The organism is Afipia sp. MLSD5-FHT05B12 (assembly GCF_058793355.1).
In genome coordinates this window covers 45,162-70,894 of the sequence record NZ_JBXAFS010000004.1, presented here as the reverse complement: position 1 = coordinate 70,894, position 25,733 = coordinate 45,162, and the positions used below count along the sequence as shown (strand labels likewise).

Sequence of the window (25,733 nt, the reverse complement as noted above, 5' to 3'; positions counted from 1 at the left end):
CCGAAGTGCAAGTGGTCCGACCCTAACATTCGCACTCCATTGCAGCAGGCCATCTTGCGAATGTTAGGATCGAGGAACCACTCGCAAATGTTAAATTTCCGGTGGAGTTTTGGATTTGACATTCGCTTGCCTCATTCGTTGGGAGACGGGTAGCGAATGTCAAATCCACTCCACCAGCGGGTTCCTCAACCCGCGTTCTTGTCGCCCATTCGCCGTGTTGCCGCAACGGCAAATCCGTGAAATTGAAGATTGGCAAATGGCCTTTTGCCTGAGGAACGCCCAACAGGCGGTCCTGACGCGTTAACCGCCCTTCGAGACCCTTTGTTAAACCTAACCGGACTATCAAAAGATTCATGTTCACGCTGTTCCATCATCCGTTTTGTCCCCGATCGCGTTTCGTGCGCCTTGCTCTCGGTGAGCATGGGCTCGACATGCGGCTTGTGGAGGAACTGGTCTGGGATCGCCGCGAAGCCTTTCTCGCGCTCAATCCGGCAGGCGATACGCCGGTTCTGATCGCCGAGGGCACACCCGCGATGCCGGGACCGGGCCTGGTTGCCGAGTTTCTCGACGAGATCCATGGCGCACCGCTGGGTGATCATCGCTTGCTGCCGCGGGCCATGAACGACCGCATCGAGGTGCGGCGCCTGATGTCGTGGTTCAACGACAAGTTTTTCGAAGAGGCCAGCGGCCCGCTGGTGACGGAGCGCGTCTACAAGCGCTTCATGAAGCCCGAGCATGGCGGCGGCGCGCCATCCACCGATGTTCTGCGCGCGGCAAAGGCAAATGTGCGCTATCATCTGGCCTATATCGGCTGGCTGGCGCGGACGCGGAATTTTCTCGCCGGCGACCAGCTGACATTTGCCGACCTTGCCGCCGCAGCGCATCTGTCGGCGATCGACTATCTGGGCGATGTGCCATGGAACGAGGACGACGCAGCCAAGGCGTGGTACGTGCGGATCAAATCCCGCCCGTCGTTCCGGCCACTGCTGAACGAGTGGATGGCGGGCGTCCCGGCCTCGGCGCATTACATCGATCTCGACTTCTGACACCCGCGCACGCGACAGACGCCGCCGCGATCAAGGCCGCGCTGACCGAACAGGCCCGCGCCACCGGCTTCGGCACCATCGGCATCACCGATCCTGACGCTATCGAAGGCGCGCGCGAACGGCTGCAAACCTTTCTCGATGCCGGCTCGCACGGCGACATGGAGTGGCTCGCCAGCGAGCCCGCGCGCCGCGCCAGTCCGCGTGTGCTGTGGAGCGATGTGCGCTCGGTCGTCATGCTCGGGATGAACTACGGGCCGGACGAGAATCCGCTGGCGCTACTCGAGCAGAAAACGCACGGCGCGATCTCGGTCTATGCGCGCGGCGACGACTATCACGATCTCATCAAGAAGCGTCTGAAGACGCTGGCGCGCTGGCTGATCGCCCACGCCGGCGGCGACGTGAAAGTGTTCGTCGACACCGCCGCTGTGATGGAAAAGCCGCTGGCGCAGGCCGCCGGTCTCGGCTGGCAGGGCAAGCACACCAATCTCGTGTCGCGCGAGTATGGCTCATGGCTGTTTCTCGGCGCCATCTTCACCACTCTCGACCTGCCGCGCGACACCGCCGACATCGATCACTGCGGATCGTGTCAGGCCTGTCTCGATATCTGTCCGACCAGCGCGTTTCCCGCGCCATATCGCCTCGATGCGCGCAAGTGCATTTCGTATCTCACCATCGAGCACAAGGGCGCGATCCCGCGCGAGTACCGAGAAGCCATCGGCAACCGCATCTATGGCTGCGACGATTGCCTCAGCGTGTGCCCCTGGAACAAGTTCGCGCAGGAAGGCCATGAAACGAAGCTCGCGGCGCGCGATGCATTGCGCGCGCCGCCGCTCGCCGAACTGGCGAAACTCGACGACGCGTCGTTCCGCGCGCTGTTCACGAAATCGCCGGTCAAGCGCATTGGCCGCGACAGGTTCCTGCGCAATGTGCTGACCGCGATCGGCAACAGCAACGATGCATCACTCGCGCCCGAAGCCCGCCGTCTGCTCGGCGACGAGAACCCGCTGGTGCGGGGCGCCGCGGTGTGGGCGCTGTCGCGGCTGTTGCCGCATCACGAATTTTCCGAACTCGCCGCGCAGGCGAATGATGCCGATGAAGATGTGCGCGGCGAATGGACGGCCGCCCTGGCCTGACCGCGCACCTATCCGCTCGACAGCTCACTGACCGCGCTCAGCATGCGCGCGATGTCCTGCGGGCGGGACAGGCGATGATCGCCATCCTGCACCAGCGTCAGCACCACGTCATCACTGGGCAGGCAATGCGTCAGCGCGAAGGCGTGACGCCACGGCACGTCGGGATCCTGGGCACCTTGCAGAATGCGGACCGGACATCCGACATCGATGGTGCCGCCAAGCAAGAGATGATTGCGGCCCTCTTCGATCAGGTTGCGGGTGATCGGATACGGCTCGCCGTAGTCGGAGGGCCGGTGCCACACGCCCTTGGTCATGATCTCATCGCGGATCTCCTGCGAGAAACCCTTCCACATCAGATCTTCGGTGAAGTCCGGCGCCGGCGCGATCAGCACCAGCCCCGCGAGCGTGGCGCGGGACGCCGTTCCGCGGCGCTTCGCCAGCGCACGCGCCAGCAACAGCGCCATCCAGCCGCCCATCGACGATCCGACCACGATCTGCGGGCCTTCGCAAAAGGCATCGAACACCGCAACGCTCTCTTCATGCCATCGCCCGATGGTGCCTTCAGCGAACGTGCCGCCGGATTCGCCGTGTCCGGAATAATCAAACCGCACACAGGCCCGCCCGTATTCGGCAGCCCATTCATCGAGCGCCTGCGCCTTGGTTCCCTTCATGTCGGAATTGAAGCCGCCAAGCCAGAACACGCCCGGCAGCGCTCCCGCCCGCCGGCGAACCGCGATGCGCCGCGTTGCGCCGGTGTCACCCACGTCGATAAAGCTGAGCTCCGGCACAGCGGAACCGTTGGATGTCTGCGTCATGGAAATATTGCCCCGTCCTAGTGGTCCGATTCTAACATTCGCATCCCGTTTCGGCAGGCAGGCTTGCGAATGTTAGAATCAAAGGACCACTAGTAATTGTAAGTCTTTAGTGGAGCTTTGGATTTGACATTCGCGATGCGAACTGGCGGCTGGGTTGGCCGCGAATGTCAAATCCGCTCCACTCGCTGTTATGGAGGCCGATGGCGCATTCCGTCAACGCACAGGGCTCTGGGCGCGCTTGCGAACCGGACGCCATACCTCTATGTGAAGCGGGCTGCGGAGCGCGCCGGGCCGGTTATTTGTCGGGCATTTTACGGTTTTATGGCCGATCCCGATGTCCTGCGGCAGCGTCCGGAAAATGCGCCCCGCGGCGTTGTCGTGCTTGCCCGGCAGGCCTTAATCCTTCAAACTGATTGCCTCTTTAACAACATCGGAGACTACCCCATTCGCCGTCCCAACAGAGCCCCGCCCGTCGCAGCAAAAGACGGGCCGCGCACCAACGATGAAATCCGCAATCTCACCATCCAGCTGATCGACCAGACCGGCGTCAACCACGGCACCGTCGAGACGGCGGTTGCGGTGAAGATGGCGATGGAAGCCGGCATGGATCTCGTGGAGATATCGCCGAACAACAATCCTCCCGTTTGCAAGATCATGGACTACGGGAAGTACAAGTATTCCGCCCAGAAGAAAGCCGCCGAAGCCCGCAAGAAGCAGAAGGTCGTCGAGATCAAGGAGATCAAGCTCCGCCCGATGATCGACGATCACGACTACGACGTGAAGATGCGCGCGATGCTGCGGTTCTTCGAGGAAGGCGACAAGGTCAAGATCACGCTGCGCTATCGCGGCCGTGAAATGGCGCATCAGGAGATCGGCACCAAGCTGCTCGACAAGGTGAAGGCCGCCGTCGCCGAAGTCGCGAAGGTCGAACAGGACGCCCGCTTCGAAGGCCGACAGGTCGTCATGGTTCTGGCGCCGCGCTAAAAAGTCTGTTGCACTTTCGTATCGATATTGTTGATGCTGACGGCCCGCCGGGATACCTGACGGGCCGTTTTCGTTTTTAGTTTTCAGGAAAACCCGATGCCCCCGTTGATCGTCCGAGGGGCGTAGCCTCGCGCCGTTCCTGCAAACAAAAAGCGCCGCGGAGAGCGGCGCTTTTCATTTGCAGCGAATGCCGCTGAAAAAAATCACGAAGCGCGGGTGGCTTCCCAGCGGCCCGAGCATGTCATGCTCGAGGATTTGCCGCTCCACTGCCCAGAGCCGGAATTGGCCGAGAGCTTGCCGCTGCCGCTGGCCTTCTGGTCGCCGCGCGCAATGGTGACATTGACCGCGCCGGCGTCGCCAACATGACCGGAAATATCGAAGCTGCCGTCACCCGAATAGCTCACGCGGCCGCCCTCGACCTTCACGGGATAGCTGTAGGCCGGATCGCAGTTGCCGGACTGGGTGATGATGGTGACCTTCCACGACCCGTCGAACGAGGAGCCGGCCCTGGCCGCACCGGACAGGACAACAGCCGCTGTCAGAGCCGCGGCGGCAAAGGCGGCCACGGCGAACAGCCGGGCGGCTGGATTCAAGGACAAGGCAGTCGTCTTGGCGCGCACGGCCATTTGGATCTCTCACATGTGGTGGGTGCTGCGAGGGATATAGGCAGATTTTCGTCCGGACTTCTAGCGCAGCGCAGCAATTGGCCGGCGCTTTTGAAAATATCTAATTGTTCCAATATTATATTACCGATGTGCCTCCCAGCGTCCGCTGCACCTCGCTCCATTCAGAATGCCATTCCAGCGGCCCGACCCGGAATAGCCGGACAGCCGCCCGCTGGCCCGGCCGGAGGAGCTGCCGCTGGAAATCGCGACATTGACCCCGCCGCCACCGCTGATGCGCCCGGTGATGGTGGCGCCGCCGGCCGAGACGATCCGGCCGCCGCTGACTTGCAGCGGAAAGCTGTAGGCCGCGTCGCAATTGCCGGACTGGGTGACGATGATCACTGTCCAGGGGCCGTCGAAGGAGGCCGCCTGGCCGGGAGATCCGGCAAACAGGACCGCTGCCGCGAAGGCGAGTGGGACTGACCGTTTCAGGCTGCTGAAATTCATGGGACTGGCTTTCCAGTGTGAGGGCGCAGAGGTCTTCCAATAGTCGCCGAAAGGGTTTCCTCCGTTCAAGAGACGCCGTTAATCGTTGCCAATCCGGCAATCCTCTGCCATAAGCCCAACCTTCGTCGCCCGGCTGATTAAGGGCTGCCGTGGCGACGCCAGTGCCGACTTTGTCCACACGGGATTAAGTTGAGCATTTTCAACGCTCTAACGAGCATTTCAGCCGCCAGATCGCCTTTCGGGGCGGTTTTTTGTTGCGGCAACAGGAGAGCCAAATGCCCAAGCTGAAGACCAAATCGGGCGCCAAAAAGCGCTTCAAAGTAACCGGGACCGGAAAAGTGGTGTCCGCCCATGCAGGCAAGCGCCACGGCATGATCAAGCGGACCAAGAAGCAGATTCGCCAGCTCCGTGGCACGCGGATCCTGTTCAAGACCGACGGCGACAACGTCAAGAAGTACTTCTTGCCGAACGCCTGAGCGGTTCACCGGGCCGCCTTCGCGCGGCCGCCTGTTTCACTTTTCCAGATGAAGGACATTCATCATGTCTCGCGTTAAACGCGGCGTCACAGCTCACGCCAAGCACAAGAAAGTCTACAAGGCCGCCAAGGGTTTTTCCGGCCGCCGCAAGAACACCATCCGCGCCGCCAAGGCAGCCGTGGACAAGGCAGGCCAGTATGCCTTCCGCGCCCGCAAGCTGAAGAAGCGCACCTTCCGCGCGCTCTGGATCCAGCGCCTCAACGCGGCCGTGCGCCCGTTCGGCATGACCTACAGCGTGTTTATCAACGGCCTCGCCAAGTCGGGCGTCGTGGTGGACCGCAAGGTGCTGTCGGATCTCGCGATCCACGAGCCGGCGGCGTTCCAGGCGATTGCTGAAAAGGCCAAAGCCGCACTCGCGGCCTGAGCTTGCCCTTCTTGGACGAGGCCGATGCGACCGGGGCGTAACACGCCCCGCTCCGTTCGGCTGGGCTGATTGATCCCCGCCGGACGGTTTAGATGAAACCGTTCCGATGGGGCTTTCTGCAATGTCCAACCTCGCCAAACTCGAAACCGAAATTCTCGGCGCGATCGCCGCCGCTTCCGATGAAGCCGCGCTGGAAGCCGTGCGCGTCGGCGCGCTCGGCAAGAAGGGCTCGATCTCCGCGCTGCTTGCGACGCTCGGCAAGATGTCGCCGGACGAGCGCAAGACCGAGGGCGCGAAAATCAATCTCGCCAAGGACAAGGTGACCGAGGCGCTCACCGCGCGCCGCGACATTTTGAAGAACGCCGCGCTCGATGCGCGGCTGGCTTCCGAGACCATCGACGTCACGCTGCCGACGCGCGAGACGCCCGCCGAGCAGGGCCGCATCCATCCGCTCTCCCAGGTGATGGACGAACTCACCGCGATCTTCGCCGACATGGGATTCTCGATCGCCGAAGGCCCGGACATCGAGACCGACGATTATAATTTCACCAAGCTGAATTTCCCCGAGGGCCATCCGGCGCGGGAAATGCACGACACGTTCTTTTTCGACCGCAAGGCCGACGGCTCGCGTCCATTGCTGCGCACCCACACCTCGCCGGTGCAGGTCCGCACGATGTTGTCACAGAAGCCGCCGATCCGCGTGATCTGCCCGGGCCGCACCTATCGCATCGACAGCGACGCGACCCACACCCCGCAGTTCCATCAGGTCGAAGGCCTTGTCATCGACAAGGGCTCGCATCTCGGCCACCTGAAATGGATTCTCGCGGAGTTCTGCAAGGCGTTCTTCGAGGTCGACAACGTCAACATGAAATTCCGCCCGTCGTTTTTCCCGTTCACCGAGCCGTCGCTGGAAGTCGATATCCAGTGCCGCCGCGACAAGGGCGAAATTCGCTTCGGCGAGGGCGAGGACTGGCTGGAGATTCTCGGCTGCGGCATGGTGCATCCGAATGTGCTGCGCGCCTGCGGCATCGATCCCGACGTCTATCAGGGTTTTGCCTGGGGCATGGGTATCGATCGCATCGCGATGCTGAAATACGGCATCAACGATCTGCGCCAGATGTTCGAGAGCGACACACGCTGGATCAATCACTACGGCTTCAAGCCGCTCGATGTCCCGACGCTGGCGGGAGGGTTGAGCTCGTGAGCGCAACACCTGCGTCCCTGGCTCCCCCTCCCCAACCCTCCCCCGCAAGCGGGAGAGGGGGCGGAACGTGCTGGGGTGAAAAATCGATTTCACGACGTTTTCCCTGGAAATCAAATGCGGCGCACGGCGCACGCCACTCAGTGCGTGCGGACTCCCTCTCCCGCTTGCGGGGGAGGGTTGGGGAGGGGGTCTCAATGGCAGACGAGCCCAAACATCCTTCGTGGCATGTCCAAGCCAGCGCGCGCGCAAACGCTCGCCGTCTCCGTCGCACTTTGACCGACGCCGAGCGCGCGATCTGGAAAGAGTTGCGTGCTCACCGGCTGAATGGCGCAAGCTTTCGGCGTCAAAAGCCAATCGGTCCCTACATCGTCGATTTCGTCTGTGACGCGGGAAACCTAATTGTCGAGATCGATGGCGGGCAACACTATGAGCCGCAAGGCATTGAGAGAGACGCACAACGAGATCGCTATCTGGCGTTCAAGGGGTACAGCGTTTTGCGTTTCAACAATCATGACGTCCTGACCAATAAAGCGGGCGTCCTCGAAACCATCACCACCGCATTACAGACAAAGGCCCCCTCCCTGACCTCCCCCGCAAGCGGGGGAGGAGAAGAAACTGAGGGCGGAGAACCAAAATGAAATTCACTCTCTCCTGGCTGAAAGAGCATCTCGACACCGACGCGCCGCTCGAAAAGCTCACCGACAAGCTCACCATGATCGGGCTTGAAGTCGAGCATATCGACGACAAGGCGAAGGCGCTGGCGCCGTTCGTCATCGCGAAAGTGATTTCGGCCGAGCAGCATCCCAACGCCGACCGTCTGCGGGTCTGCATGGTCGATTACGGCCAGGTCGCCAAAGGCGACAAGCCGCTGCAAGTGGTCTGCGGCGCGCCGAACGCGCGCACGGGCCTCATCAGCGTGTTCTCGCCGGCCGGCACCTACATTCCGGGCAAGAACATCACGCTCAGCGTCGGCACCATTCGCGGTGTCGAAAGCCACGGCATGCTGTGCTCGGCCGCGGAACTCGAACTCTCGGAAGATCACGACGGCATCATCGAGCTTCCCGCCGATGCGCCCGTCGGCAAGCCTTACGCGGAGTGGGCCGGTCTCGGCGATCCGGTGATCGAGATCAACCTGACGCCGAACCGTCAGGACTGCACCGGCGTCCACGGCATCGCGCGCGATCTCGCCGCCGCCGACATGGGCAAGTTCAAGGACAGCGCTCCGAAGCAGATCAAGGGCGAATTCCCCTGTCCCGTGCAGGTGAAGATCGAGGACGAGAAGCTGTGTCCGGGCTTTGCCCTGCGCCTGGTGCGCGGCGTCAAGAACGGGCCTTCGCCCGAATGGCTGCAAAGGCGCCTCACATCCATCGGGCTGCGCCCGATCAATGCGCTGGTCGACATCACAAACTTCATGACCTTTGACCGCGCGCGGCCGCTGCATGTGTTCGACGCCAGGAAGGTGACGGGCAATCTCACCGTGCGCCACGCCGGGAACGGCGAATCCATTCTGGCGCTCGACGGCAAGACCTACACCCTCGACGACACGATGTGCGTGATCGCCGATGAGCACGGTGTCGAGTCGCTGGCTGGCATCATGGGCGGCGAAGCCTCCGGCTGCGACGAAACCACCACCGACGTGCTGATCGAATCGGCGTTGTGGAACGAAATCAATATCGCCCAGACCGGCCGCAAGCTCGGCATCAATTCCGACGCGCGCTATCGCTTCGAGCGCGGCGTCGATCCGGCTTTCATGGTGCCGGGCCTTGAGATGGCGACCAGGCTGGTGATGGATCTGTGCGGCGGGTCTCCGTCCGAGGTCGTGGTCGCCGGTCAGTCCCATGGCGAAGACCGGATTATCGAGTTCCCGATCAGCGAGGTGAACCGGCTGGCCGGAGTCGAGGTGCCGTTCCCGGAAATGCGGATGATTCTCGGCCATCTGGGATTCATGGTCGCAGGCACCGGGCCCGTCGTGAAGGTCGCGGTGCCGTCGTGGCGCAGCGACGTCCATAGCAAAGCCGATATCGTCGAAGAGATCGTGCGCATTGTCGGTGTCGACAGCGTGCCGCTGACGCCGTTCGAGCGCGGAGATGCGCCGCGCAAGCCGGTGCTGACCCAGCTTCAATTGCGTACCCGCCGCGCCAAGCGCGCGCTGGCGGCGCGGGGCATGCTTGAGGCGGTGACATGGTCATTCGTCTCCAAACCGCAGGCCGAACTGTTCGGCGGCGGCCAGCCCGAGCTGACACTGGCCAATCCGATCGCGTCGGATCTCTCCGACATGCGGCCTTCGCTGATCGCGGGACTTGTCGCTGCGGCACAGGTCAATGCGGACCGCGGCTTTGCGGATGTGGCGCTGTTCGAGGTTGGGCAGATCTTCAAGGGTGACCGCCCCGAAGACCAGTTCATGGCCGCGAGCGGCGTGCGCCGCGCACTGGCCTCATCGAAGGGCATTGGCCGTCAATGGTCCGGCAGCTTCACCGTCGATGCGCTCGACGCCAAGGCCGATGCGCTCGCCGTGCTGGCCGCCGCGGGCGCGCCGATGCAGGGACTACAAATCGCCGGCAGCAAGGAAGCGAAGAACTTCCCGGCCTGGCTGCATCCCGGTCGCTCCGGCGCGATCCAGATCGGGCCGCAGAACGTGCTCGGCTATTTCGGCGAGTTGCACCCGCGTGCGCTGGAGGCCCTGAAGGCCGATGGTCCGCTGGTGGCGTTCGAAGTCATCCTCGAGCGTATTCCCGACGCCAAGGCAAAGCCGACCCGCGCCAAGCCGCTGCTGGAGCTGTCGCCGTTCCAGCCGGTGTCGCGCGACTTCGCCTTCATTGTCGATCGCGGCGTCAAGGCCGGCGACATCGTGCGCACTGCGCAGGCCGTCGACAAGAAGCTGATCACGGGTGTCACGGTGTTCGACGTCTATGAAGGCAAAGGCATCGACGACGGCAAGAAATCAATCGCCATCGCCGTGACTTTGCAGCCGCGCGAAAAGACCCTGACCGATCAGGAGATCGACGCGGTCGCGGCAAAGATCATCGCAGAGGTGACGAAAAAGACCGGCGGCGTGCTGCGGGGCTGATTGCAGAACGTGAAGCCTGGCCTTCGTGACGGGGCGCGTTTGCGTCGTCTCTGGCAATGTCATTACCGGGCTTGTCCCCGGTGATCCCGCCCCCTGAACGACGGCGCCAAACACGCGGAGATGGCCGGAACAAGTCCGGCCATGACGAACCTTACGGTTCATGCTCCACCGCCAGATCGCAATACGCATAGCCATCGCGCTCGACACACTCACCCGGCACGACGCGCAGGGCATCTCTGAACATCGGTCCATCCACCACGCAGGTGTGAAATTCGCCGTTCTCGCCGCAGGGATCGACGCCCGGCGGCAGGTCCGCCAGCAGCGTGTGGTCGAATGCGCGTCCGGCGAATGATGCGGGCAGCTTCGCAAGATCGACAGTTGCGATATGCGCCTTCAACCCGCTCGCGATCATATCGCGCGCCAGCTCCGCGGTCGGCCGCTGCCACAGAGGAAACGCCGGCGTGATGCCGGTGCCGGCCAGTTTCGCCTCGCGGTAAGCACGAATGTCTTCCAGAAACAGGTCGCCGAAGATCATGTGCGTGACGCCGTCGGCGCGGGCCCGCGCCAACGCCGCTGACATGCGCTGCTCGTAAATCTCGTTGGGACAGGGATACGGGATCGGCACGATCAGCGGCGGCAAGCCCGCGGCATTGAGCTGGGCGCGGAGAATCTCTTCGCGCACGCCGTGGATCGAAACGCGCCCGAATGTTTCGGTCACGGTCGTCAGCGCACCAACAACATCGAATGCACCGGCTTGACGGACTTCATGGAGCGCGAACGCGCTGTCCTTGCCGCTTGACCAGGAGATCATCGCCTTCATGGGAGCATCGATCAGCGCGGCCAGTTCAGACCGCGCCCGCCGGGCGCGGCAGGCTCCACCGTGGCACGCGATTGCGCGCGCTTCGGCTTCTTGCCGGATTTCTCGGCGACCGGCGCATCCTTCAGCGCGCCAATTTTGCGCAGGGCTGCGTCCGCGGCGCGCTCACCGGATTCCCATGCGCCGCCGACGGTGCCCCACTGGGTTTCATGCGCGGCTTCGCCTGCGAAAAACAGGCTGCCCAATGGCTCCATCAAAGCCTTGCGCGCGGGCTGGCCGCCGGGCGAGGCCGCCGACATCGCCCCGTAGATGTAGGGCATGTCATTCCATCGTGTCGCAGTGGTGCGCTTGGCGATGTTCCTGACGTCCGCGCCGAACAATTTCGTCAGCCAGTCCGCCGCGAACGCCACCATCGTCGCCTCGCCGCGCGCCGAGAGCTCAGCACCGAATGAGCCCGCCACATCGACCTGGCACAGCGACGAGCCGCCGAGATTGGCGAGCAGAAAGCCGGTGCCGCGGTCGGCGCTTTGCTCGATCACGATCTCGTCGCGCGACAGCCCGAGCGGATTGCCCGGCAATTCGAGCGCGATGTGGTCGTAACTGCCGAGGGTGAGCTTCGACGCCGCATCCTGCTGGCGCTTCGGCAGCTCAGGCGCGAATTTGATTTTCCCGGACAGCAGCGCGTTGGTCGAGGCCGTCATGATGACGGCCTTCGCGGTGATCGTGCCCGCCGATGTTTCAACCTGCGCATCGCGCCCACTCCAGACAATGCGCGTCGCCGGCGTCGACAGCATAACCGGAAGTCCATCGCCAAGCTTCGCGATCAGCGTGCCCAGTCCCTGACGGCAGGCCGATGGCCCGTCGCGCTGCGCCATCGCGACAAGATCGAGCGCCGAGAGATCCTTCAGATCCTTGCCGGTGGCGGTGGCGCCGAGCAGGAAATCCGTCGTCCCCGCCCACACACCGAGATCCTTCGGCAATCCGGCGGCTGCCGGCATATCGGCCTTGCCGCGCACGGCATCACCCATCGCGCGATTGGCGCGGACCAGCATGGCGAGAAAATCCTCACTCTCGCCGGCGCGCGCATTGCGGCGGCCGATCCGGATGCGCTGGCCGCGCGGCGCGGGAAGCATGTCCATGCCGACACCGCGCGCCAGTTTCGCGACCGGACTGGTCTCCGTGTTGTAGAGCCAGCGCGCGCCCCGGTCGAACGGCGCATCGAACGAGGCCGCGTCGGTGACGCAGCGCCCGCCGATGTTGGGGGCAGCCTCGATCACAACGGCTTTGCGGCCGGCCGCGGCGATACGGCGCGCAGCGGCAATGCCGGCCACCCCGGCGCCGATCACGACAATGTCAGCATCGCGCGGCAAGGGCGCGGCCACCGCACGCGCCGCGAATGGCGACAGCGCCACCGCCGCAGAACCGGCCAGAAGATCGCGCCGGGTAATTGTCATGTCATGGTTTCCAGAATTCGACCAAAAACGGGGGCTTGAGGCGAAATTGCCGTATCATAAGGCTTCCGGCAACCGTCATGGTGAATGTTTGATGAGCAGCACCCTTGACGCATGAACTAAATTGAAATTGCTTTCGACAAAACTAAACCAACAAGAAAGCGGCCGGAATGCGCCGCCCGGGGGGAAGACACCATGGGCTTCGTGCTCGATACCGTCGGCAAGATCATTGCCGGTTACCTCCAGAAAGAGGTTCCGGGCTATGAGCCTTTTACGCCGAGCGATCCGGAGCGGCTGCGCGGGCTGATCGAGGCCGGCGACGTGCTGCTGGTCGAGGGCAACAACCGCGTCTCCGGCATCATCAAATATCTCACGCAATCGACATGGTCTCACGCCGCGCTGTATGTCGGCGCGATCGATGGCGCGAATGAGCCGGACGGCGAACCGCATGTGCTGATCGAGGCGAATATCGGCGAAGGCGTCACCACCGCGCCGCTCTCGAAGTACTATCCCTATCACACCCGCCTCTGCCGCCCCGTCGGGCTGTCCTATGAGGACCGCACCACGGTGTGCCGCTACGCGATCAATCGCGTCGGCTTCGGCTACGACACCAAGAATATTCTGGACCTGATGCGCTACCTCATCCCGCTGCCGATCCCGCAGCGCTGGCGGCGGCGGATGATTTCGCTGGGGTCCGGCGATCCGACCAAGATCATCTGTTCGGCGCTGATTGCCCAGGCATTCAGCGCGGTGCGCTATCCGATCCTGCCGAAGATCACGCAGGCCGCGAGCCGCCAGGCGCGCCGCGAAATCCTGCACATCCGCGATTCCTCGCTCTACATGCCACGCGACTTCGACATCTCGCCCTATTTCGAGATCGTCAAGCCGACCATCGTCCGCGGCTTCGACTACACGGCGCTGCACTGGGCCGATACGACCAAGCCGTCCCCGGAGGTGGCGGACGAAACTGATCCCTTTCCAGAGGGAGTCTTCGAAACGCCAGAGGCACCGCTCGCGCCTGTTGCGCCGTTTGAGCAAGCTCCGGCGGAAAACCAGCCGGCGCGCGACCTCGCAGCCTGAACCAGAATCCGATCTGGAGCGAAGCGGATAAACCGCGATAAATCCAAGATGTCGTCCCCGCGAAAGCGGGGACCCAGACTTTTGGATCATCGGTTCAACCTCAACCACCGGAAACGACGTCTTCAAACATCGCGTTCAACGTGAACACAGCGGTTATGGGTCCCCGCCTGCGCGGGGACAACATGCTGCAAGATCGCCACTTGCCAGACACCCTTCCCGTACTTAACTCTCGCCAGGTTTTATGGAGGGTTGCCCATGCTTGACGCCGCGCTCAAGGCGTTGTCCCAAATCCTGTCGCCGCCGATGCGTTCCATCCTGTGGAAGTCGGCCGGTCTGGCGCTGGTGCTGATCGTCGCGACCGCAGTCGCGCTGCAACGGCTGCTGAGCTGGCTCGCCGGATCGGGAGAGCTGTGGGCTGAGACGATGGTCGGCTCCGACTACCACACCCTCATCAACATCCTCGCGTGGATCGTCTCGATCGCGGCCGGTCTCGGCATCGTGGTCGGCGCGGTGTTCCTGATGCCCGCAATCACCTCGCTGGTCGCCAGCGTGTTCGTGGACGATGTCGCCGACATTGTCGAGCGCGAGCACTATCCGGCGGAAAAGCCGGGCGTCGCGCTTCCGGTCGGACGCGCCGTCATTGAGGGCTCAAAGACGGCGCTGCTGACCGTTCTGGTTTACCTGATCGCGCTGCCGTTTGTGCTGCTCGCGGGTGCGGGCTTCATTGTGTTTTTCATCGCCACCGCCTGGCTGCTTGGCCGCGAGTATTTCGAACTCGCCGCGATGCGCTTCCGCACGCCGGAGGAAGCCAAGCTGATGCGCAGGCAGAACGGCGCGACCGTGTTCGCGGCGGGACTCTTTATCGCAGCGTTCGTGTCGATCCCGATCGTGAACCTCGCAACACCGCTGTTCGGCATGGCCTTCATGGTCCACATGCACAAGCGGCTGTCGGGCCCGCGGCCTGAATTGCTTCAGCCGTTGCGCAAAACCAGCGTGCCGATGGCCTAAGCTAGACCGGGACCGTCTTCTCCGGCCACCGGCACAGATCGTTGATGATGCACACCTCGCAGCGCGGCTTGCGCGCCACGCAGGTGTAGCGGCCGTGCAGGATCAGCCAGTGATGGGCGTGACGCGCGAATTCCGGCGGCACGATCTCGAGCAATCCCAGTTCTACCTCGAGCGGCGTCTTGCCAGGCGCCAATCCCGTGCGGTTGCCGACACGAAACAGATGGGTGTCGACGGCGATGGTCGGCTCCCCGAACGCGATGTTCAGCACGACATTCGCCGTCTTGCGTCCGACGCCCGGCAAAGCCTCCAGCGCCGCGCGATCGCGCGGCACTTCACTCCCGTGCAGCGCGATCAACTGCTCGGACAGCGCGATGACGTTCTTCGCCTTGTTGCGATAGAGCCCGATGGTCTTGATATAATCGCGAACCCTCTCCTCGCCGAGCGTCACCATTTTCTCCGGCGTGTCGGCCACGGGAAACAGATGCCGCGTCGCCTTGTTGACACCGGCGTCGGTCGCCTGCGCCGACAGCGCGACCGCCACCAGCAGCGTGTAGGGATTGAGGTGTTCGAGTTCGCCTTTCGGCTCGGGATTGGCCTTGCGGAAACGGCTGAAAGCCTCGACCACTTCGGCCTGCGTCCAGGGCTTGAACTTTATCGGCTTGAGCCTGGACTTGGCGGCTTTCGATAACCGCTTTGCCGGTCTGGCCGGACTCGCTTTGGATTTTGAACGGGACGTGATCGCCTTTTTTGCCATGATCCCGGTATAGTAAGGCGCCATGGATGAGCGCAACGATTTTGATCTTGAGCAGATCGCGGACGCGCCGCTGTTCAGCGCGCGGCTGACGCCGCATCGTTCGCTCAGCCGCCACGGTTTTCTGGTGCTGATGGGAATTGTCATCGCCGTCAGTTTCGCGGCGGGCATCATGTTCCTGATGATGGGCGCGTGGCCGGTGCTGGCCTTCTTCGGGCTCGACGCACTGATCATCTACTGGGCGTTCAAGCTGAACTTCCGCCGCGCCGACGCGACCGAGGATATCGTCGTCACGCCGTATGAAATCCGCGTCCGGCGCGTCAGCCATCGCGGACATGTTGCCGAATGGACGCTCAATCCGCTGTGGGTCCAGCTCGAGCAGAAATCGCATGCCGAATTCGGCATCGAAAAGCTCTATCTCGTCTCAAGAGGACGGCGGCTCTCGATCGGCAGTTTTCTCGGACCAGACGAAAAAGCCAGCTTTGCCAAAGCCTTAACCGCAGCGCTTCAGACCGCCAAACGCGGCCCGACCTATAATCCGGTGACCTGAACACAGGTCGGGAAACGGGTGGCTGGCGCGGGACGAGCAGCCTAGATCATGATGGACACCGCATAACGGACGCCGCCATGATGAACGCCGCCAAAGTATCTGCGATGAAATCCATGCTCACTGAGCTGAAGCTCGCAAAGCCGTCCAGGCAGGGCGCGGCGCTGCGCGATTACGATTCGGTGCGCCGCGCGATCGGATTCATCTCCGAGCAGTGGCGCACGCAGCCGACCATCGAGGCGATGGCGGACGCCGCGCATCTGACGCCCGATGAACTTCATCATCTGTTCCGGCGATGGGCGGGACTGACGCCGAAGGACTTCATGCAGGCGCTGACGCTCGACCACGCCAAGCGTCTGCTGCGCGATTCCGCCAGCGTGCTCGATGCGGCGTATGACTCCGGCCTGTCCGGGCCGGGACGGCTGCATGATCTGTTCGTGACCCATGAAGCGATGTCGCCGGGCGAGTGGAAGAAGGGCGGCGAGGGCATGACGCTACGCTACGGTTTTCATCCCTCGCCGTTCGGCATGGCGGTGATCATCGCCAGCGAGCGCGGGCTTGCGGGTCTGGCGTTCGCCGACGAAGGCGAGGAGATGCCGGCGCTGGCCGACATGCAGAAGCGCTGGCCGCTGGCGACCTACATCGAATCGTTCGCCGAGACCGCGCCGCTGGCGAAACGGATTTTCGATTCCTCGCAGTGGCGCGAAGATCAGCCGCTGCGCGTGGTGCTGATCGGCACCGACTTCGAGGTCCGCGTCTGGGAAACGCTGCTGAGAATTCCGATGGGTCGCGCCACCACCTATTCGGATGTCGCCTGCAGGATTTCCTCGCCGAAAGCGTCGCGCGCGGTCGGCGCGGCGGTCGGCCGGAACCCGATCTCGTTCGTGGTGCCGTGTCACCGTGTGATCGGCAAGAGCGGCGCGCTCACCGGCTATCACTGGGGCATCACGCGCAAGCGCGCGATGCTCGGCTGGGAAAGCGGACAGGCAGCGGGGGAGTGATGGCCCTTTCTTCCCTCTCCCCTTGTGGGAGAGGGTGCCCGAGCAAAGCGAGGGCGGGTGAGGGGTCCTCGACTACGTGCTTGAACACCCCTCACCCGGCTCGATCTCGTTTCACTCGATCTCACCACCCTCTCCCACAAGGGGAGAGGGTAAGAACTACCCCGCCAAATCCTTCACCGACGCAACCGTCGAATCGGCGTTGAGCCGGTAGACCACCGGCGCGCCGGTGCCGAGTTCACGCTTCAGGATTTGCTCCGGCGTGAGCTTTTCCAGCACCATGATCAGCGCCCGCAGCGAGTTGCCGTGGGCCGCGACAAGCGTGCGCTGGCCGCGCAGCACGCAGGGCAGAATCTCCTGCACGTAGTAAGGCAGCGTGCGGGCGAGCGTGTCTTTCAGGCTCTCGCCGCCGGGCGGCGGCACGTCGTAGGACCGCCGCCAGACCAGCACCTGCTCCTCGCCCCACCTGGCGCGGGCGTCGTCCTTGTTCAGACCCGACAGATCGCCGTAGTCGCGTTCGTTCAACGCAAGATTCTTCGTGATCGGAATCCCGGTCTGGCCCATTTCCTTGAGCGCAAGATCGAGCGTGGTCTGCGCGCGCGTCAGCGCCGACGTGAAAGCCACATCGAAGGTCAGGCCCTGCTCCTTCAGCTTGCGGCCCGCGCCGACGGCTTCCTTGACGCCGAGCTCGGTGAGCCCGGGATCTTTCCAGCCGGTGAAAAGATTCTTCAGATTCCATTCGCTCTGGCCGTGACGCACGAGCACGAGAAGACGGTCGCTCATTCTTTCAATTCCGATTTCGAGGATGGGTTCAAGAGGCGCCAATGCCGAGCACATCGGCCATGGTGTAGAAGCCGGGCTTCTTGCCCTGCGCCCACATCGCCGCCTTCAGCGCACCGCGCGCGAAGATCATGCGATCCTCCGACTTGTGCGCCAGTTCGATGCGTTCATAGGGCCCTGCGAAAATCACCGTGTGATCGCCGGTGGCTGTGCCGCCGCGCAGCGTCGCAAATCCGATGTCGCCCGGAATGCGCGCGCCGGTGTGACCGTCACGGGCGCGGACCGAGCGCTGCTCGAGATTGACGCCGCGCCCGTCCGCCGCCGCCTGTCCGAGCAGATAGGCTGTGCCCGACGGCGCATCGATCTTCTGCCTGTGATGCATTTCGAGAATCTCGATGTCGAAATCCTCGTCGAGCGACTTCGCCACCTGCCTGACCAGCGCCGCCAGCAGATTGACCCCGAGGCTCATATTGCCGGACTGCACGACGATGGCCTGCGAGGTCACGCTCTTGATGACCGCGTTGTCCGACGCCGAGAGGCCGGTGGTGCCGATGACATGGACCAGGCCGCGCTGGGCCGCGATGGCGACATTGGCGATGGTCGCGGCGGGAACAGTAAAATCGAGGATGCCGTCGGCGTTCTTCGACAAGGTCCAGAGGTCGCCGGAGAGTTCGATGCCGTTGGCGGGAAGCCCGGCGAGCACGCCGGAATCCTGACCGAGCAACTCAGAACCCGGTGCCTCCAGCGCCCCGGCCAGCGTGGTCCCAGGAGTCTCGGCAATGGCGCGGACCAGGGTTCGCCCCATCCGGCCACCGGCTCCAGCAACGATCAGGCGCATATCGGCCATTTCCAGCCCTCAAACCAGAAAACTATGATTCCAGTGTGGTTTGGTTCGCAAGTCCGACCACCACACTGGCGGTATAGCGGCGCGGGGCCACGGCGGCAACCGGAGGCCACACCCTCCTGCCTCGCGTCTGGACAGACTTATGGGAGGTCATGCAAGGGTCACGCGGAGAACCTAGTTCTGCGTGACACAAACGCTCCGAAGGACACCACCATGCGCCTGCTGCCTGCCGCGTTCGCCGCGATCCTTGCGATCACATTTTCCGTACCTGCATCCGCCGCGGAGCGCATCGGCGGCGACAACGCGTTCTCTTTCGTGGCGCTCGGCGACATGCCCTACAACCTGCCGGACGACTATGCGAAGTTCGACCGGCTGATCGCCGCGGTCAACGCGCTCAAGCCCGCCTTCACCCTGCATATGGGCGACATCAAGTCCGGCGCGCTTCCCTGCACCGATGAAGTTCTCAAGAAGTCCTACGACCAGATCCAGACCTTCGAGGGCGCGCTGGTCTACACCATCGGCGACAACGAATGGGTCGATTGCCACCGCAAGGCCGCCGGCGGTTACGACCCGCGCGAGCGGCTGGCGAAAGTCCGCGAGATGTTTTTCGCGGCCCCGTCAAAATCACTCGGCAAGACACCGCTCGATGTCGAGAGTCAGGCGTTGCTGATGCCGCAATTCTCAACCTATGTGGAGAACACGCGGTTCACCAAGAACGGCGTGATGTTCCTCACCGCCCATGTCGTGGGGTCGAACAACGGCTTCGAGGCGCAGGACCCGGGCGGCGTGACTGAATTTTTCGCCCGCGACAAGGCCAACGTCGCATGGATCGAGGCGGGTTTTGCCAAGGCGAAAGCCGACGAGGCCAAGGCTTTGGTGATTTTCATGCAGGCGGAATTCAACGAGGCACGGTTTCCGAACGGCGCGATGCCGCGCCAGTCCGGCTTTGCCAACACGCTCGACGCCATCGAGGCCGGCGCGAAAAGCTTCGGCAAGCCCGTGCTGCTCATCCATGGCGACGAGCACTTTTTTTCAATCGCGCCGCTGCGCAACAGCAAGGGCAGGCCGATCCCCGGCGTCAACAAGCTGATGGTCTACGGCGATACGCTGGTCCACGCCGTGCGCGTGCTGGTCGATCCGGACAGCAGCAATGTGTTCGGATTCGTGCCGCTGATCGTCCCTGAGAACGGGATGGGGAAGTAGGGCATGATCCCGAAAAGTGGACACCGGTTTTCGGATCGGATCATGCCCAAATAAAACAGGCTTACGGCTGATCGCCGTCGTAGCCTTCGACAATCACGATCTCGCCCTTGGAATGCGGTGCGCGGGCTTTCACGAGAGCTGCGTATTCCGGCGAGTGATAGCAGGCGAGCGCAGTCGCGTAGTCCTTGAATTCGATCACGACATTGCGCGAGCGCGCCGGACCTTCATGCGCTTCATGAGCGCCGCCGCGCACCAGAAACTTCGCGCCGTACTTCTTGAACACCGCGCCGTTGTGCGCGACGTAGTCACGCTTGTAGGCATCGAGGTCATGCACATCGACCCGTGCGATCCAGTAACCCTTGGGCATTGGTTTCTCCTTCTTCTTGCTTACAAGTCTTTTGAACTCTCATTTCGTCATGCCCGGACTTGTTCCGGGCATCCACGTCTTACCTCTCCCAGCAATGAAGGCGTGGATGGCCGGGATAAACCCGGCCATGACGGCGGAGTGTTGTGAGCCACTAGCCGCCCGCCTGTGCGATTTCAGCAACGATCGCCTCCGCCGCCGCTTTCGGATCGGCGGCCTCCACCACCGGCCGGCCGACCACAAGATAATCCGCGCCCGCAGCAATGGCGCGGCCCGGCGTCATGATGCGCTTCTGGTCGCCCACCGCGCTGCCTGCGGGGCGAATGCCGGGCGTCACCAGCGCCATCTGTGCGCCGACAATGCCGCGCACGGTGGCGGCCTCTTCGCCGGAACACACCAGACCATCGACGCCGAGCGCCTGCGCCTGCAAGGCGCGCGCCTCGACCAGATCCGGGACGCCGAAGCGAAAACCTGCTGCGTGCAAATCGTCATCGTCGTAGGAAGTCAGCACCGTGACCGCGAGAATCTTCAGCGACGATCCGCGCGCTTCGACCGCCGCCTTCATGGTCTGCGGATAGGCATGCACGGTGAGGAACGTCGCGCCAAGCTTCGCAACGCTCTCGACGCCCTTCGCAACGGTGTTGCCGATATCGTGCATCTTGAGGTCGGCGAAAACCTTCTTGCCGCGCTCCGCCAGCTTCGGCACCAGTGAAAGTCCGCCGGCATAAGCGAGCTGGTACCCGATCTTGTAGAACGTCACGCTGTCGCCGAGCCGCGCGATCAGCGCTTCCGCGGCCTCGACGCTGGAGAGATCGAGCGCGACGATCAGCCGGTCGCGGGTTTCAACGTGGGTGGGCTTCATGCGGTCTCACATCATCTGTTGGGCGGCATCGATCAACTGGCGCAGCGTTCCGCGCAGCAGCTCGGCATCCGCCGGCTCCTTCAGGCGATCCATGTCGTCGAAGGCCTGATCGGCGAACGACAGCGCCATCTGCTTCGGGACCACCGTCGCGCCGCAGCCCAGCGCCAGGATCTGGCGCAGCGCCATCAGCACGCGAAGCCCGCCGAACTTTCCGTCGGATGCGGCTCCGATCGCAAAGGCGCGCTCGCGAAACACCTGACCGAACGTCTCGTTGCGGTCGCGCACCCGCGTCACCCAGTCGATGGCGTTCTTGAGCAGCGGCGGCACCGACGAATTGTATTCCGGGCTGACGATGAGGACGCCGTGATGCGCACCGATCATGCGCTTGAGATCGACGGCGTTGGCTGGTACGCCGGATTTCACTTCAAGGTCGCCGTCATAGATCGGCAGCGGATAATCATTGAGCGAGATCAGCGTGACATCGACGTCGAGCAGCGCCAGCTCCTTGACCGCCACGGCGGCAAGCCGTGCGTTGAACGAGCCTGTGCGCGTTGAGCCGGGAATGACGAGGATTTTCAGCGCGGACATAAGGTCAGCACTAAAGCGTTTTCCGGGGTAGGGAAAGCCGGTTTAGCATCTGGCGTCATTCCGGGGCGCGAGCCCTTGCGAGTGAACCCGGAATCCAGAGGTGTCAGGAATGAACTCTTCTGGATTCCGGATCAGTCCGCTGACGCGGCCTGTCCGGAATGACGGCGCAAAGCCGATCAGCCCTTGCGGTAGACCCAGACCCGCGCCGGCGGCAGGTTCATCCAGACCCGCTCGGAGGCCTGGGTATGGATTCCCGGCAGCGATTTCGGGATCGGCGGCGCCACCGAATAGGTGAACTGGATGAAGGGCGCGCCCGGCTCCATTTTCAGGAATGCGTCGCGCATCAGCTTCAGGCGGACCAGCATCGGCTTGGTGACCAGCGGCAGGCCCGACACCATTGCTGCCGCGGGCTCTTTCCAGTCGGACAGTGTCTGATCGAGACTGTAGGCGTCGCCCTGAATCACGGTCGCCTGCGGATAGCGTTCGCGCAGCAGCGCGCAGAAACCCGGATCGAACTCCACCAGCACCAGACGTTTTTCGGCCACGCCGTGCGCGATCAGCGCATCGGTGATCGCGCCGGTGCCCGGTCCAAGCTCAATGACGGGTCCGTCGGAATGCGGATCGACATAACGCGCGACCGTGCGCGCCAGCACCTTGCTGGAGGGCATCACCGCGCCCATGTGCAGCGGCTTTTCAATCCAGGAGCGGAGAAAACGGACTTCGTCGTCAAGACGAAGCGGTTTTTTCAACGCACGCGCAGTGGATTGGGGAGCCATGATACTTCCAGCGGAGCCCGGGGACGGGCGAGGCGTCAAATTTCCTTCACAAAGGGGTACAGACGCAAGCAAAAAGCGTCAAGGAGGCCGGTTACGGCGTATTGGTCCGAGTCCCGAAGAAATCTTTGACCATCTTGAAGAATCCAGCCGCCTCGGGCTGGGTTTCGCCCGATGACAGCTTTTCGAACTCCGCCAGCAGCTCTTTCTGCTTCTTGGTCAGGTTCTGCGGCGTTTCGACCACGACCTGCACGTACATGTCGCCCGTCTGCCGGGAACGCAGCACAGGCATGCCTTTGCCAGCAACGCGGAAGCGGCGCCCGGACTGGGTACCGGACGGCACCTTCACCTTGGTCTTGCCTGTGTCGATGGTCGGCACTTCAAACTCGCCGCCCATCGCCGCCGTCACCATCGACACCGGAACGCGGCAATGCAGATCGGCGCCGTCGCGCTGGAAGAACTTGTGCGCCGCCAGCGACAGGAAAATATAAAGATCGCCCGCAGGACCGCCCTGCACGCCCGCCTCGCCTTCGCCCGCGAGGCGAATGCGGGTGCCGTCCTCGACGCCCGGCGGGATATTGACCGACAGCGAGCGCTCCTTCTGAACGCGGCCCTGTCCCGAGCAGGACGGACACGGCGTTTCGATCATCTGGCCGCGGCCCTGACAGCCGGGGCAGGTGCGCTCCAGCGTGAAGAAGCCTTGCGCCTGGCGAACACGCCCGGCGCCGCCGCACATCGAGCAGGTCTTCGGCTTGGTGCCGGCCTTGGCGCCGGTGCCGGAGCAGGTTTCGCAGGTGACCGCGACAGGGATATTGATCTGCGCGGTCTTGCCGGAGAACGCCTCCTCCAGCGTGATTTCCATATTGTAGCGCAGGTCCGCGCCGCGCTCGCGGCCGCCACGGCCGCCGCGCTGTCCGGCCATGCCGAACAGGTCTTCGAAAATATCGGAGAACGAGGACGCAAAGCCGGCGCCGAATCCGGCTCCATGGCCGCCGCCATTGCCCTGCTCGAACGCGGCATGGCCGTAGCGGTCGTAGGCGGCACGCTTGTTGCCGTCCTTGAGGATTTCGTAGGCCTCGGAGATTTCCTTGAACTTGTGCTCGCAGGATGGATCGCCCGGATTCTTGTCCGGGTGCCATTTCATCGCGAGCTTGCGGAAGGCCGATTTCAGTCCGGCTTCGTCGATGGAGCGTTCGACTTCCAGCGTCTCGTAATAGCAGGCCTTAGACATGGCTGATCTGGGTCATGCGAGTCTGGATCTGTAAGCGGTTCGGTTCGCCACGAAAGGCCTCCCCTTGAGGGGAGGCCGGTCGTGCATGGTTACGCGGACTTCTTGTTGGTCTTATCGTCGTCGACTTCGGTAAACTCGGCGTCAACGACATCGTCCTTCGCAGCATCCTTCTTGGCATCCGCCTCGGCCTGCTGCGTGTACATCGCCTCGCCGAGCTTCATCGAAGCCTGGGCGAGGGTATTGGTCTTGGCCTTGATGGCTTCCGCATCGTCACCCTTCAAGGCTTCCTTGAGATCCGCCAGCGCGTCTTCAATGGCCTTGCGCTCGGGCTCGCCGACCTTCGCACCGTGCTCGGCCAGCGCCTTCTCGGTGGAATGCACCAGCGCGTCGGCATGGTTCTTGGCATCGACCGCCTCGCGGCGCTTCTTGTCCTCGGCCGCGTTGACCTCGGCGTCCTTGACCATCTTCTCAATGTCGCTGTCAGACAGTCCACCGGACGCCTGAATGCGGATCTGCTGTTCCTTGTTGGTCGCCTTGTCCTTCGCCGACACGTTGACGATGCCGTTGGCGTCGATGTCGAACGTGACCTCGATCTGCGGCATGCCGCGCGGCGCCGGAGGAATGCCCATCAGGTCGAACTGACCAAGCATCTTGTTGTCGGCCGCCATCTCGCGTTCACCCTGGAACACGCGAATGGTCACCGCGCCCTGATTGTCCTCGGCGGTCGAGAACACCTGGCCCTTCTTGGTCGGGATCGTGGTGTTGCGCTCGATGATGCGCGTGAACACACCACCCAGCGTCTCGATGCCGAGCGAGAGCGGCGTGACGTCGAGCAGCAGCACGTCCTTGACGTCGCCTTGCAGCACGCCGGCCTGAATCGCGGCGCCGATGGCGACGACTTCGTCAGGATTGACGCCCTTGTGCGGCTCCTTGCCGAACAACTGCTTCACGACTTCCTGCACCTTCGGCATGCGCGTCATGCCGCCGACCAGAACGACTTCGTTGATCTCGGCCGCCGACAGACCTGCATCCTTCAGCGCCTTGCGGCACGGCTCGATGGTCTTCTGGATCAGATCGTCCACCAGCGCCTCGAACTTCGCGCGGGTCAGCTTCATCGTCAGATGCTTCGGACCGGAGGCGTCCGCCGTAATGAACGGCAGATTGATTTCGGTCTGGGTCGTCGACGACAGTTCGATCTTGGCTTTTTCAGCGGCCTCTTTCAGGCGCTGCAAGGCCAGCTTGTCGTTGCGCAGGTTGATGCCCTGCTCCTTCTGGAATTCATCCGCCAGATAACCGACAAGACGCATGTCGAAGTCTTCACCGCCGAGGAACGTATCGCCGTTGGTGGACTTCACCTCGAACACGCCGTCGCCGATCTCGAGGATCGACACGTCGAAGGTGCCGCCGCCGAGGTCGTACACCGCGATGGTGCCGTTCTTGCTCTTGTCGAGACCGTAAGCGAGCGCGGCCGCGGTCGGCTCGTTGATGATGCGCAGCACTTCAAGGCCGGCGATCTTGCCGGCGTCCTTGGTGGCCTGACGTTGGGCGTCGTTGAAATAGGCAGGAACGGTGATGACCGCCTGATCGACCTTCTGGCCGAGATGGGCTTCCGCGGTCTCTTTCATCTTCTGCAAAATGAAAGCGGAGACCTGCGAAGGCGAATAGCTCTGGCCGTCAGCTTCGACCCAGGCATCGCCGTTGGACGCCTTCACGATCTTGTAGGGGACAAGCTTCTTGTCCTTTTCGACCGTCGGGTCGTCGTAGCGGCGTCCGATGAGGCGCTTGACGGCAAAGATGGTGTTTTCCGGATTGGTGACAGCCTGGCGCTTGGCGGGCTGACCGACGAGGCGCTCGCCGTCGTCAGTGAAGGCAACGATGGACGGGGTCGTCCGCATGCCCTCGGCATTCTCGATCACTTTCGGCGATTTGCCGTCCATCACGGCAACGCACGAATTCGTGGTGCCGAGATCGATCCCAATGACCTTTCCCATGGTCCTCTAGTCCTTCTTTTTGCGGCAGGTTGGCTGGGCCCTGACGGCGCACCAATCCAAACCCCCAAGTATCAAAACTTCGCGACGTCGCGACGCTCCGCCTCATATAGGAGGGGGGCATGAGGCCGCAAGGACCAGCCCTTGTAAACCGCCGGGAAAATGAATTTCCGCAAGCGCCCCTGGG

Annotated in this window: 27 protein-coding genes; 13 read left to right on the top strand and 14 right to left on the bottom strand. The window is 63.1% G+C overall.

Features of this window, described 5'->3' with window-relative positions:
* Nucleotides 1–353 precede the first annotated feature (353 nt).
* Together AC1Q6J_RS07425 and queG are read left to right on the top strand one after the other, a co-directional pair.
* A complete protein-coding gene (locus AC1Q6J_RS07425) occupies nt 354–1,046 on the top strand; it encodes a glutathione S-transferase family protein (protein WP_492278676.1) in 693 nt (230 codons plus the stop codon).
* Complete coding sequence (queG, locus tag AC1Q6J_RS07420) at nt 995–2,179, top strand: tRNA epoxyqueuosine(34) reductase QueG (RefSeq protein ID WP_492278959.1); 1,185 nt, start codon at nt 995–997, stop codon at nt 2,177–2,179. The genes AC1Q6J_RS07425 and queG overlap by 52 nt, the downstream gene beginning before the upstream one ends.
* 8 nt (nt 2,180–2,187) lie before the next feature.
* Here queG and AC1Q6J_RS07415 read toward each other — a convergent pair whose 3' ends face one another.
* A complete protein-coding gene (locus AC1Q6J_RS07415; RefSeq protein ID WP_492278675.1) occupies nt 2,188–2,994 on the bottom strand; it encodes an alpha/beta hydrolase in 807 nt (268 codons plus the stop codon).
* Nucleotides 2,995–3,438: 444 nt separating this feature from the next.
* Between AC1Q6J_RS07415 and infC the strand changes: the two genes are divergently transcribed.
* The gene (gene infC / locus AC1Q6J_RS07410) at nt 3,439–3,978 is read left to right on the top strand and encodes a translation initiation factor IF-3 (protein ID WP_492278958.1); all 540 of its coding nucleotides are present in this window, start codon (nt 3,439–3,441) and stop codon (nt 3,976–3,978) included.
* 203 nt (nt 3,979–4,181) lie between these two features.
* On the opposite strand, the gene AC1Q6J_RS07405 is transcribed toward infC, so the two are convergent.
* Together AC1Q6J_RS07405 and AC1Q6J_RS07400 are read right to left on the bottom strand one after the other, a co-directional pair.
* A complete protein-coding gene (locus AC1Q6J_RS07405; RefSeq protein ID WP_492278674.1) occupies nt 4,182–4,604 on the bottom strand; it encodes a hypothetical protein in 423 nt (140 codons plus the stop codon).
* Between the two features lie 120 nt (nt 4,605–4,724).
* The gene (locus AC1Q6J_RS07400; protein ID WP_492278673.1) at nt 4,725–5,090 is read right to left on the bottom strand and encodes a hypothetical protein; all 366 of its coding nucleotides are present in this window, start codon (nt 5,088–5,090) and stop codon (nt 4,725–4,727) included.
* A 275-nt stretch (nt 5,091–5,365) separates the two neighbouring features.
* On the opposite strand from AC1Q6J_RS07400, the gene rpmI reads away from it, so the two are divergent.
* The 5 genes from rpmI to pheT all read left to right on the top strand — a co-directional run bounded on the left by rpmI (nt 5,366) and on the right by pheT (nt 10,261).
* A complete protein-coding gene (rpmI, locus tag AC1Q6J_RS07395) occupies nt 5,366–5,566 on the top strand; it encodes a 50S ribosomal protein L35 (RefSeq protein WP_002713838.1) in 201 nt (66 codons plus the stop codon).
* Between the two features lie 64 nt (nt 5,567–5,630).
* A complete protein-coding gene (gene rplT, locus AC1Q6J_RS07390) occupies nt 5,631–5,990 on the top strand; it encodes a 50S ribosomal protein L20 (RefSeq protein WP_006023357.1) in 360 nt (119 codons plus the stop codon).
* 121 nt (nt 5,991–6,111) lie between these two features.
* Nucleotides 6,112–7,194 carry a phenylalanine--tRNA ligase subunit alpha gene (gene pheS / locus AC1Q6J_RS07385; RefSeq protein WP_492278672.1) on the top strand — a complete coding sequence of 361 codons (1,083 nt, stop codon included), beginning with the start codon at nt 6,112–6,114 and terminating at the stop codon, nt 7,192–7,194.
* Nucleotides 7,195–7,388: 194 nt separating this feature from the next.
* Nucleotides 7,389–7,832 (top strand): endonuclease domain-containing protein, encoded by a 444-nt coding sequence (locus tag AC1Q6J_RS07380; protein WP_492278671.1) that lies wholly within the window; start codon nt 7,389–7,391, stop codon nt 7,830–7,832.
* Complete coding sequence (gene pheT / locus AC1Q6J_RS07375) at nt 7,829–10,261, top strand: phenylalanine--tRNA ligase subunit beta (protein ID WP_492278670.1); 2,433 nt, start codon at nt 7,829–7,831, stop codon at nt 10,259–10,261. Before AC1Q6J_RS07380 ends, pheT begins: the two co-directional genes overlap by 4 nt.
* Before the next feature lie 151 nt (nt 10,262–10,412).
* Here the strand turns inward: pheT and AC1Q6J_RS07370 are convergent, their stop codons facing one another.
* Nucleotides 10,413–11,081: a Dph6-related ATP pyrophosphatase gene (locus tag AC1Q6J_RS07370; protein ID WP_492278669.1), complete on the bottom strand. Its 669-nt coding sequence runs from the start codon at nt 11,079–11,081 to the stop codon at nt 10,413–10,415.
* An 11-nt stretch (nt 11,082–11,092) separates the two neighbouring features.
* Nucleotides 11,093–12,532, bottom strand: a complete 1,440-nt coding sequence (locus AC1Q6J_RS07365; RefSeq protein WP_492278668.1) for a flavin monoamine oxidase family protein — start codon at nt 12,530–12,532, stop codon at nt 11,093–11,095.
* Nucleotides 12,533–12,724: 192 nt separating this feature from the next.
* On the opposite strand from AC1Q6J_RS07365, the gene AC1Q6J_RS07360 reads away from it, so the two are divergent.
* Complete coding sequence (locus tag AC1Q6J_RS07360) at nt 12,725–13,609, top strand: YiiX/YebB-like N1pC/P60 family cysteine hydrolase (protein ID WP_492278667.1); 885 nt, start codon at nt 12,725–12,727, stop codon at nt 13,607–13,609.
* A 255-nt stretch (nt 13,610–13,864) separates the two neighbouring features.
* The gene (locus tag AC1Q6J_RS07355; RefSeq protein ID WP_492278666.1) at nt 13,865–14,617 is read left to right on the top strand and encodes a sulfate transporter family protein; all 753 of its coding nucleotides are present in this window, start codon (nt 13,865–13,867) and stop codon (nt 14,615–14,617) included.
* A 1-nt stretch (nt 14,618) separates the two neighbouring features.
* Here AC1Q6J_RS07355 and nth read toward each other — a convergent pair whose 3' ends face one another.
* Nucleotides 14,619–15,395, bottom strand: coding sequence for an endonuclease III (nth, locus tag AC1Q6J_RS07350; protein ID WP_492278665.1), 777 nt, complete (start codon nt 15,393–15,395; stop codon nt 14,619–14,621).
* Between nth and AC1Q6J_RS07345 the strand changes: the two genes are divergently transcribed.
* Nucleotides 15,394–15,918: a DUF2244 domain-containing protein gene (locus tag AC1Q6J_RS07345; RefSeq protein ID WP_492278664.1), complete on the top strand. Its 525-nt coding sequence runs from the start codon at nt 15,394–15,396 to the stop codon at nt 15,916–15,918. The two genes, nth and AC1Q6J_RS07345, sit on opposite strands and share 2 nt — an antisense overlap.
* 80 nt (nt 15,919–15,998) lie before the next feature.
* A complete protein-coding gene (locus AC1Q6J_RS07340; protein WP_492278957.1) occupies nt 15,999–16,916 on the top strand; it encodes a methylated-DNA--[protein]-cysteine S-methyltransferase in 918 nt (305 codons plus the stop codon).
* Between the two features lie 156 nt (nt 16,917–17,072).
* Here the strand turns inward: AC1Q6J_RS07340 and AC1Q6J_RS07335 are convergent, their stop codons facing one another.
* Complete coding sequence (locus AC1Q6J_RS07335) at nt 17,073–17,696, bottom strand: 2,3-bisphosphoglycerate-dependent phosphoglycerate mutase (protein WP_492278663.1); 624 nt, start codon at nt 17,694–17,696, stop codon at nt 17,073–17,075.
* A gap of 28 nt (nt 17,697–17,724) precedes the next feature.
* Nucleotides 17,725–18,540, bottom strand: coding sequence for a 4-hydroxy-tetrahydrodipicolinate reductase (dapB, locus tag AC1Q6J_RS07330; RefSeq protein WP_492278662.1), 816 nt, complete (start codon nt 18,538–18,540; stop codon nt 17,725–17,727).
* 210 nt (nt 18,541–18,750) lie between these two features.
* On the opposite strand from dapB, the gene AC1Q6J_RS07325 reads away from it, so the two are divergent.
* Complete coding sequence (locus AC1Q6J_RS07325; RefSeq protein WP_492278661.1) at nt 18,751–19,740, top strand: hypothetical protein; 990 nt, start codon at nt 18,751–18,753, stop codon at nt 19,738–19,740.
* A gap of 61 nt (nt 19,741–19,801) precedes the next feature.
* Here the strand turns inward: AC1Q6J_RS07325 and AC1Q6J_RS07320 are convergent, their stop codons facing one another.
* The 6 genes from AC1Q6J_RS07320 to dnaK form a co-directional block, all read right to left on the bottom strand.
* On the bottom strand, nt 19,802–20,107 hold the full coding sequence (locus AC1Q6J_RS07320; protein WP_492278660.1) for a DUF1330 domain-containing protein: 306 nt from the start codon (nt 20,105–20,107) through the stop codon (nt 19,802–19,804).
* A gap of 151 nt (nt 20,108–20,258) precedes the next feature.
* A complete protein-coding gene (pyrF, locus tag AC1Q6J_RS07315; RefSeq protein WP_492278659.1) occupies nt 20,259–20,966 on the bottom strand; it encodes an orotidine-5'-phosphate decarboxylase in 708 nt (235 codons plus the stop codon).
* Nucleotides 20,967–20,972: 6 nt separating this feature from the next.
* Nucleotides 20,973–21,554 carry an NADPH-dependent FMN reductase gene (locus AC1Q6J_RS07310; RefSeq protein ID WP_492278658.1) on the bottom strand — a complete coding sequence of 194 codons (582 nt, stop codon included), beginning with the start codon at nt 21,552–21,554 and terminating at the stop codon, nt 20,973–20,975.
* 176 nt (nt 21,555–21,730) lie between these two features.
* The gene (locus tag AC1Q6J_RS07305) at nt 21,731–22,330 is read right to left on the bottom strand and encodes a class I SAM-dependent methyltransferase (protein ID WP_492278657.1); all 600 of its coding nucleotides are present in this window, start codon (nt 22,328–22,330) and stop codon (nt 21,731–21,733) included.
* Between the two features lie 91 nt (nt 22,331–22,421).
* Nucleotides 22,422–23,558 (bottom strand): molecular chaperone DnaJ, encoded by a 1,137-nt coding sequence (gene dnaJ, locus AC1Q6J_RS07300; RefSeq protein ID WP_492278656.1) that lies wholly within the window; start codon nt 23,556–23,558, stop codon nt 22,422–22,424.
* An 89-nt stretch (nt 23,559–23,647) separates the two neighbouring features.
* A complete protein-coding gene (gene dnaK, locus AC1Q6J_RS07295) occupies nt 23,648–25,549 on the bottom strand; it encodes a molecular chaperone DnaK (RefSeq protein WP_492278655.1) in 1,902 nt (633 codons plus the stop codon).
* Between the last annotated feature and the right edge of the window lie 184 nt (nt 25,550–25,733).

Bases quoted from the DNA above. Each gene is read 5' to 3' on its own strand.
- AC1Q6J_RS07425 (WP_492278676.1), top strand. From the start codon at position 354: ATGTTCACGCTGTTCCATCATCCGTTTTGTCCCCGATCGCGTTTCGTG.
- AC1Q6J_RS07415 (WP_492278675.1), bottom strand. From the start codon at position 2,994: ATGACGCAGACATCCAACGGTTCCGCTGTGCCGGAGCTCAGCTTTATC.
- AC1Q6J_RS07405 (WP_492278674.1), bottom strand. From the start codon at position 4,604: ATGGCCGTGCGCGCCAAGACGACTGCCTTGTCCTTGAATCCAGCCGCC.
- AC1Q6J_RS07400 (WP_492278673.1), bottom strand. From the start codon at position 5,090: ATGAATTTCAGCAGCCTGAAACGGTCAGTCCCACTCGCCTTCGCGGCA.
- rpmI (WP_002713838.1), top strand. From the start codon at position 5,366: ATGCCCAAGCTGAAGACCAAATCGGGCGCCAAAAAGCGCTTCAAAGTA.
- rplT (WP_006023357.1), top strand. From the start codon at position 5,631: ATGTCTCGCGTTAAACGCGGCGTCACAGCTCACGCCAAGCACAAGAAA.
- pheS (WP_492278672.1), top strand. From the start codon at position 6,112: ATGTCCAACCTCGCCAAACTCGAAACCGAAATTCTCGGCGCGATCGCC.
- AC1Q6J_RS07380 (WP_492278671.1), top strand. From the start codon at position 7,389: ATGGCAGACGAGCCCAAACATCCTTCGTGGCATGTCCAAGCCAGCGCG.
- pheT (WP_492278670.1), top strand. From the start codon at position 7,829: ATGAAATTCACTCTCTCCTGGCTGAAAGAGCATCTCGACACCGACGCG.
- AC1Q6J_RS07370 (WP_492278669.1), bottom strand. From the start codon at position 11,081: ATGAAGGCGATGATCTCCTGGTCAAGCGGCAAGGACAGCGCGTTCGCG.
- AC1Q6J_RS07365 (WP_492278668.1), bottom strand. From the start codon at position 12,532: ATGACAATTACCCGGCGCGATCTTCTGGCCGGTTCTGCGGCGGTGGCG.
- AC1Q6J_RS07360 (WP_492278667.1), top strand. From the start codon at position 12,725: ATGGGCTTCGTGCTCGATACCGTCGGCAAGATCATTGCCGGTTACCTC.
- AC1Q6J_RS07355 (WP_492278666.1), top strand. From the start codon at position 13,865: ATGCTTGACGCCGCGCTCAAGGCGTTGTCCCAAATCCTGTCGCCGCCG.
- AC1Q6J_RS07345 (WP_492278664.1), top strand. From the start codon at position 15,394: ATGGATGAGCGCAACGATTTTGATCTTGAGCAGATCGCGGACGCGCCG.
- nth (WP_492278665.1), bottom strand. From the start codon at position 15,395: ATGGCGCCTTACTATACCGGGATCATGGCAAAAAAGGCGATCACGTCC.
- AC1Q6J_RS07340 (WP_492278957.1), top strand. From the start codon at position 15,999: ATGAACGCCGCCAAAGTATCTGCGATGAAATCCATGCTCACTGAGCTG.
- AC1Q6J_RS07335 (WP_492278663.1), bottom strand. From the start codon at position 17,696: ATGAGCGACCGTCTTCTCGTGCTCGTGCGTCACGGCCAGAGCGAATGG.
- dapB (WP_492278662.1), bottom strand. From the start codon at position 18,540: ATGGCCGATATGCGCCTGATCGTTGCTGGAGCCGGTGGCCGGATGGGG.
- AC1Q6J_RS07325 (WP_492278661.1), top strand. From the start codon at position 18,751: ATGCGCCTGCTGCCTGCCGCGTTCGCCGCGATCCTTGCGATCACATTT.
- AC1Q6J_RS07320 (WP_492278660.1), bottom strand. From the start codon at position 20,107: ATGCCCAAGGGTTACTGGATCGCACGGGTCGATGTGCATGACCTCGAT.
- pyrF (WP_492278659.1), bottom strand. From the start codon at position 20,966: ATGAAGCCCACCCACGTTGAAACCCGCGACCGGCTGATCGTCGCGCTC.
- AC1Q6J_RS07310 (WP_492278658.1), bottom strand. From the start codon at position 21,554: ATGTCCGCGCTGAAAATCCTCGTCATTCCCGGCTCAACGCGCACAGGC.
- AC1Q6J_RS07305 (WP_492278657.1), bottom strand. From the start codon at position 22,330: ATGGCTCCCCAATCCACTGCGCGTGCGTTGAAAAAACCGCTTCGTCTT.
- dnaJ (WP_492278656.1), bottom strand. From the start codon at position 23,558: ATGTCTAAGGCCTGCTATTACGAGACGCTGGAAGTCGAACGCTCCATC.
- dnaK (WP_492278655.1), bottom strand. From the start codon at position 25,549: ATGGGAAAGGTCATTGGGATCGATCTCGGCACCACGAATTCGTGCGTT.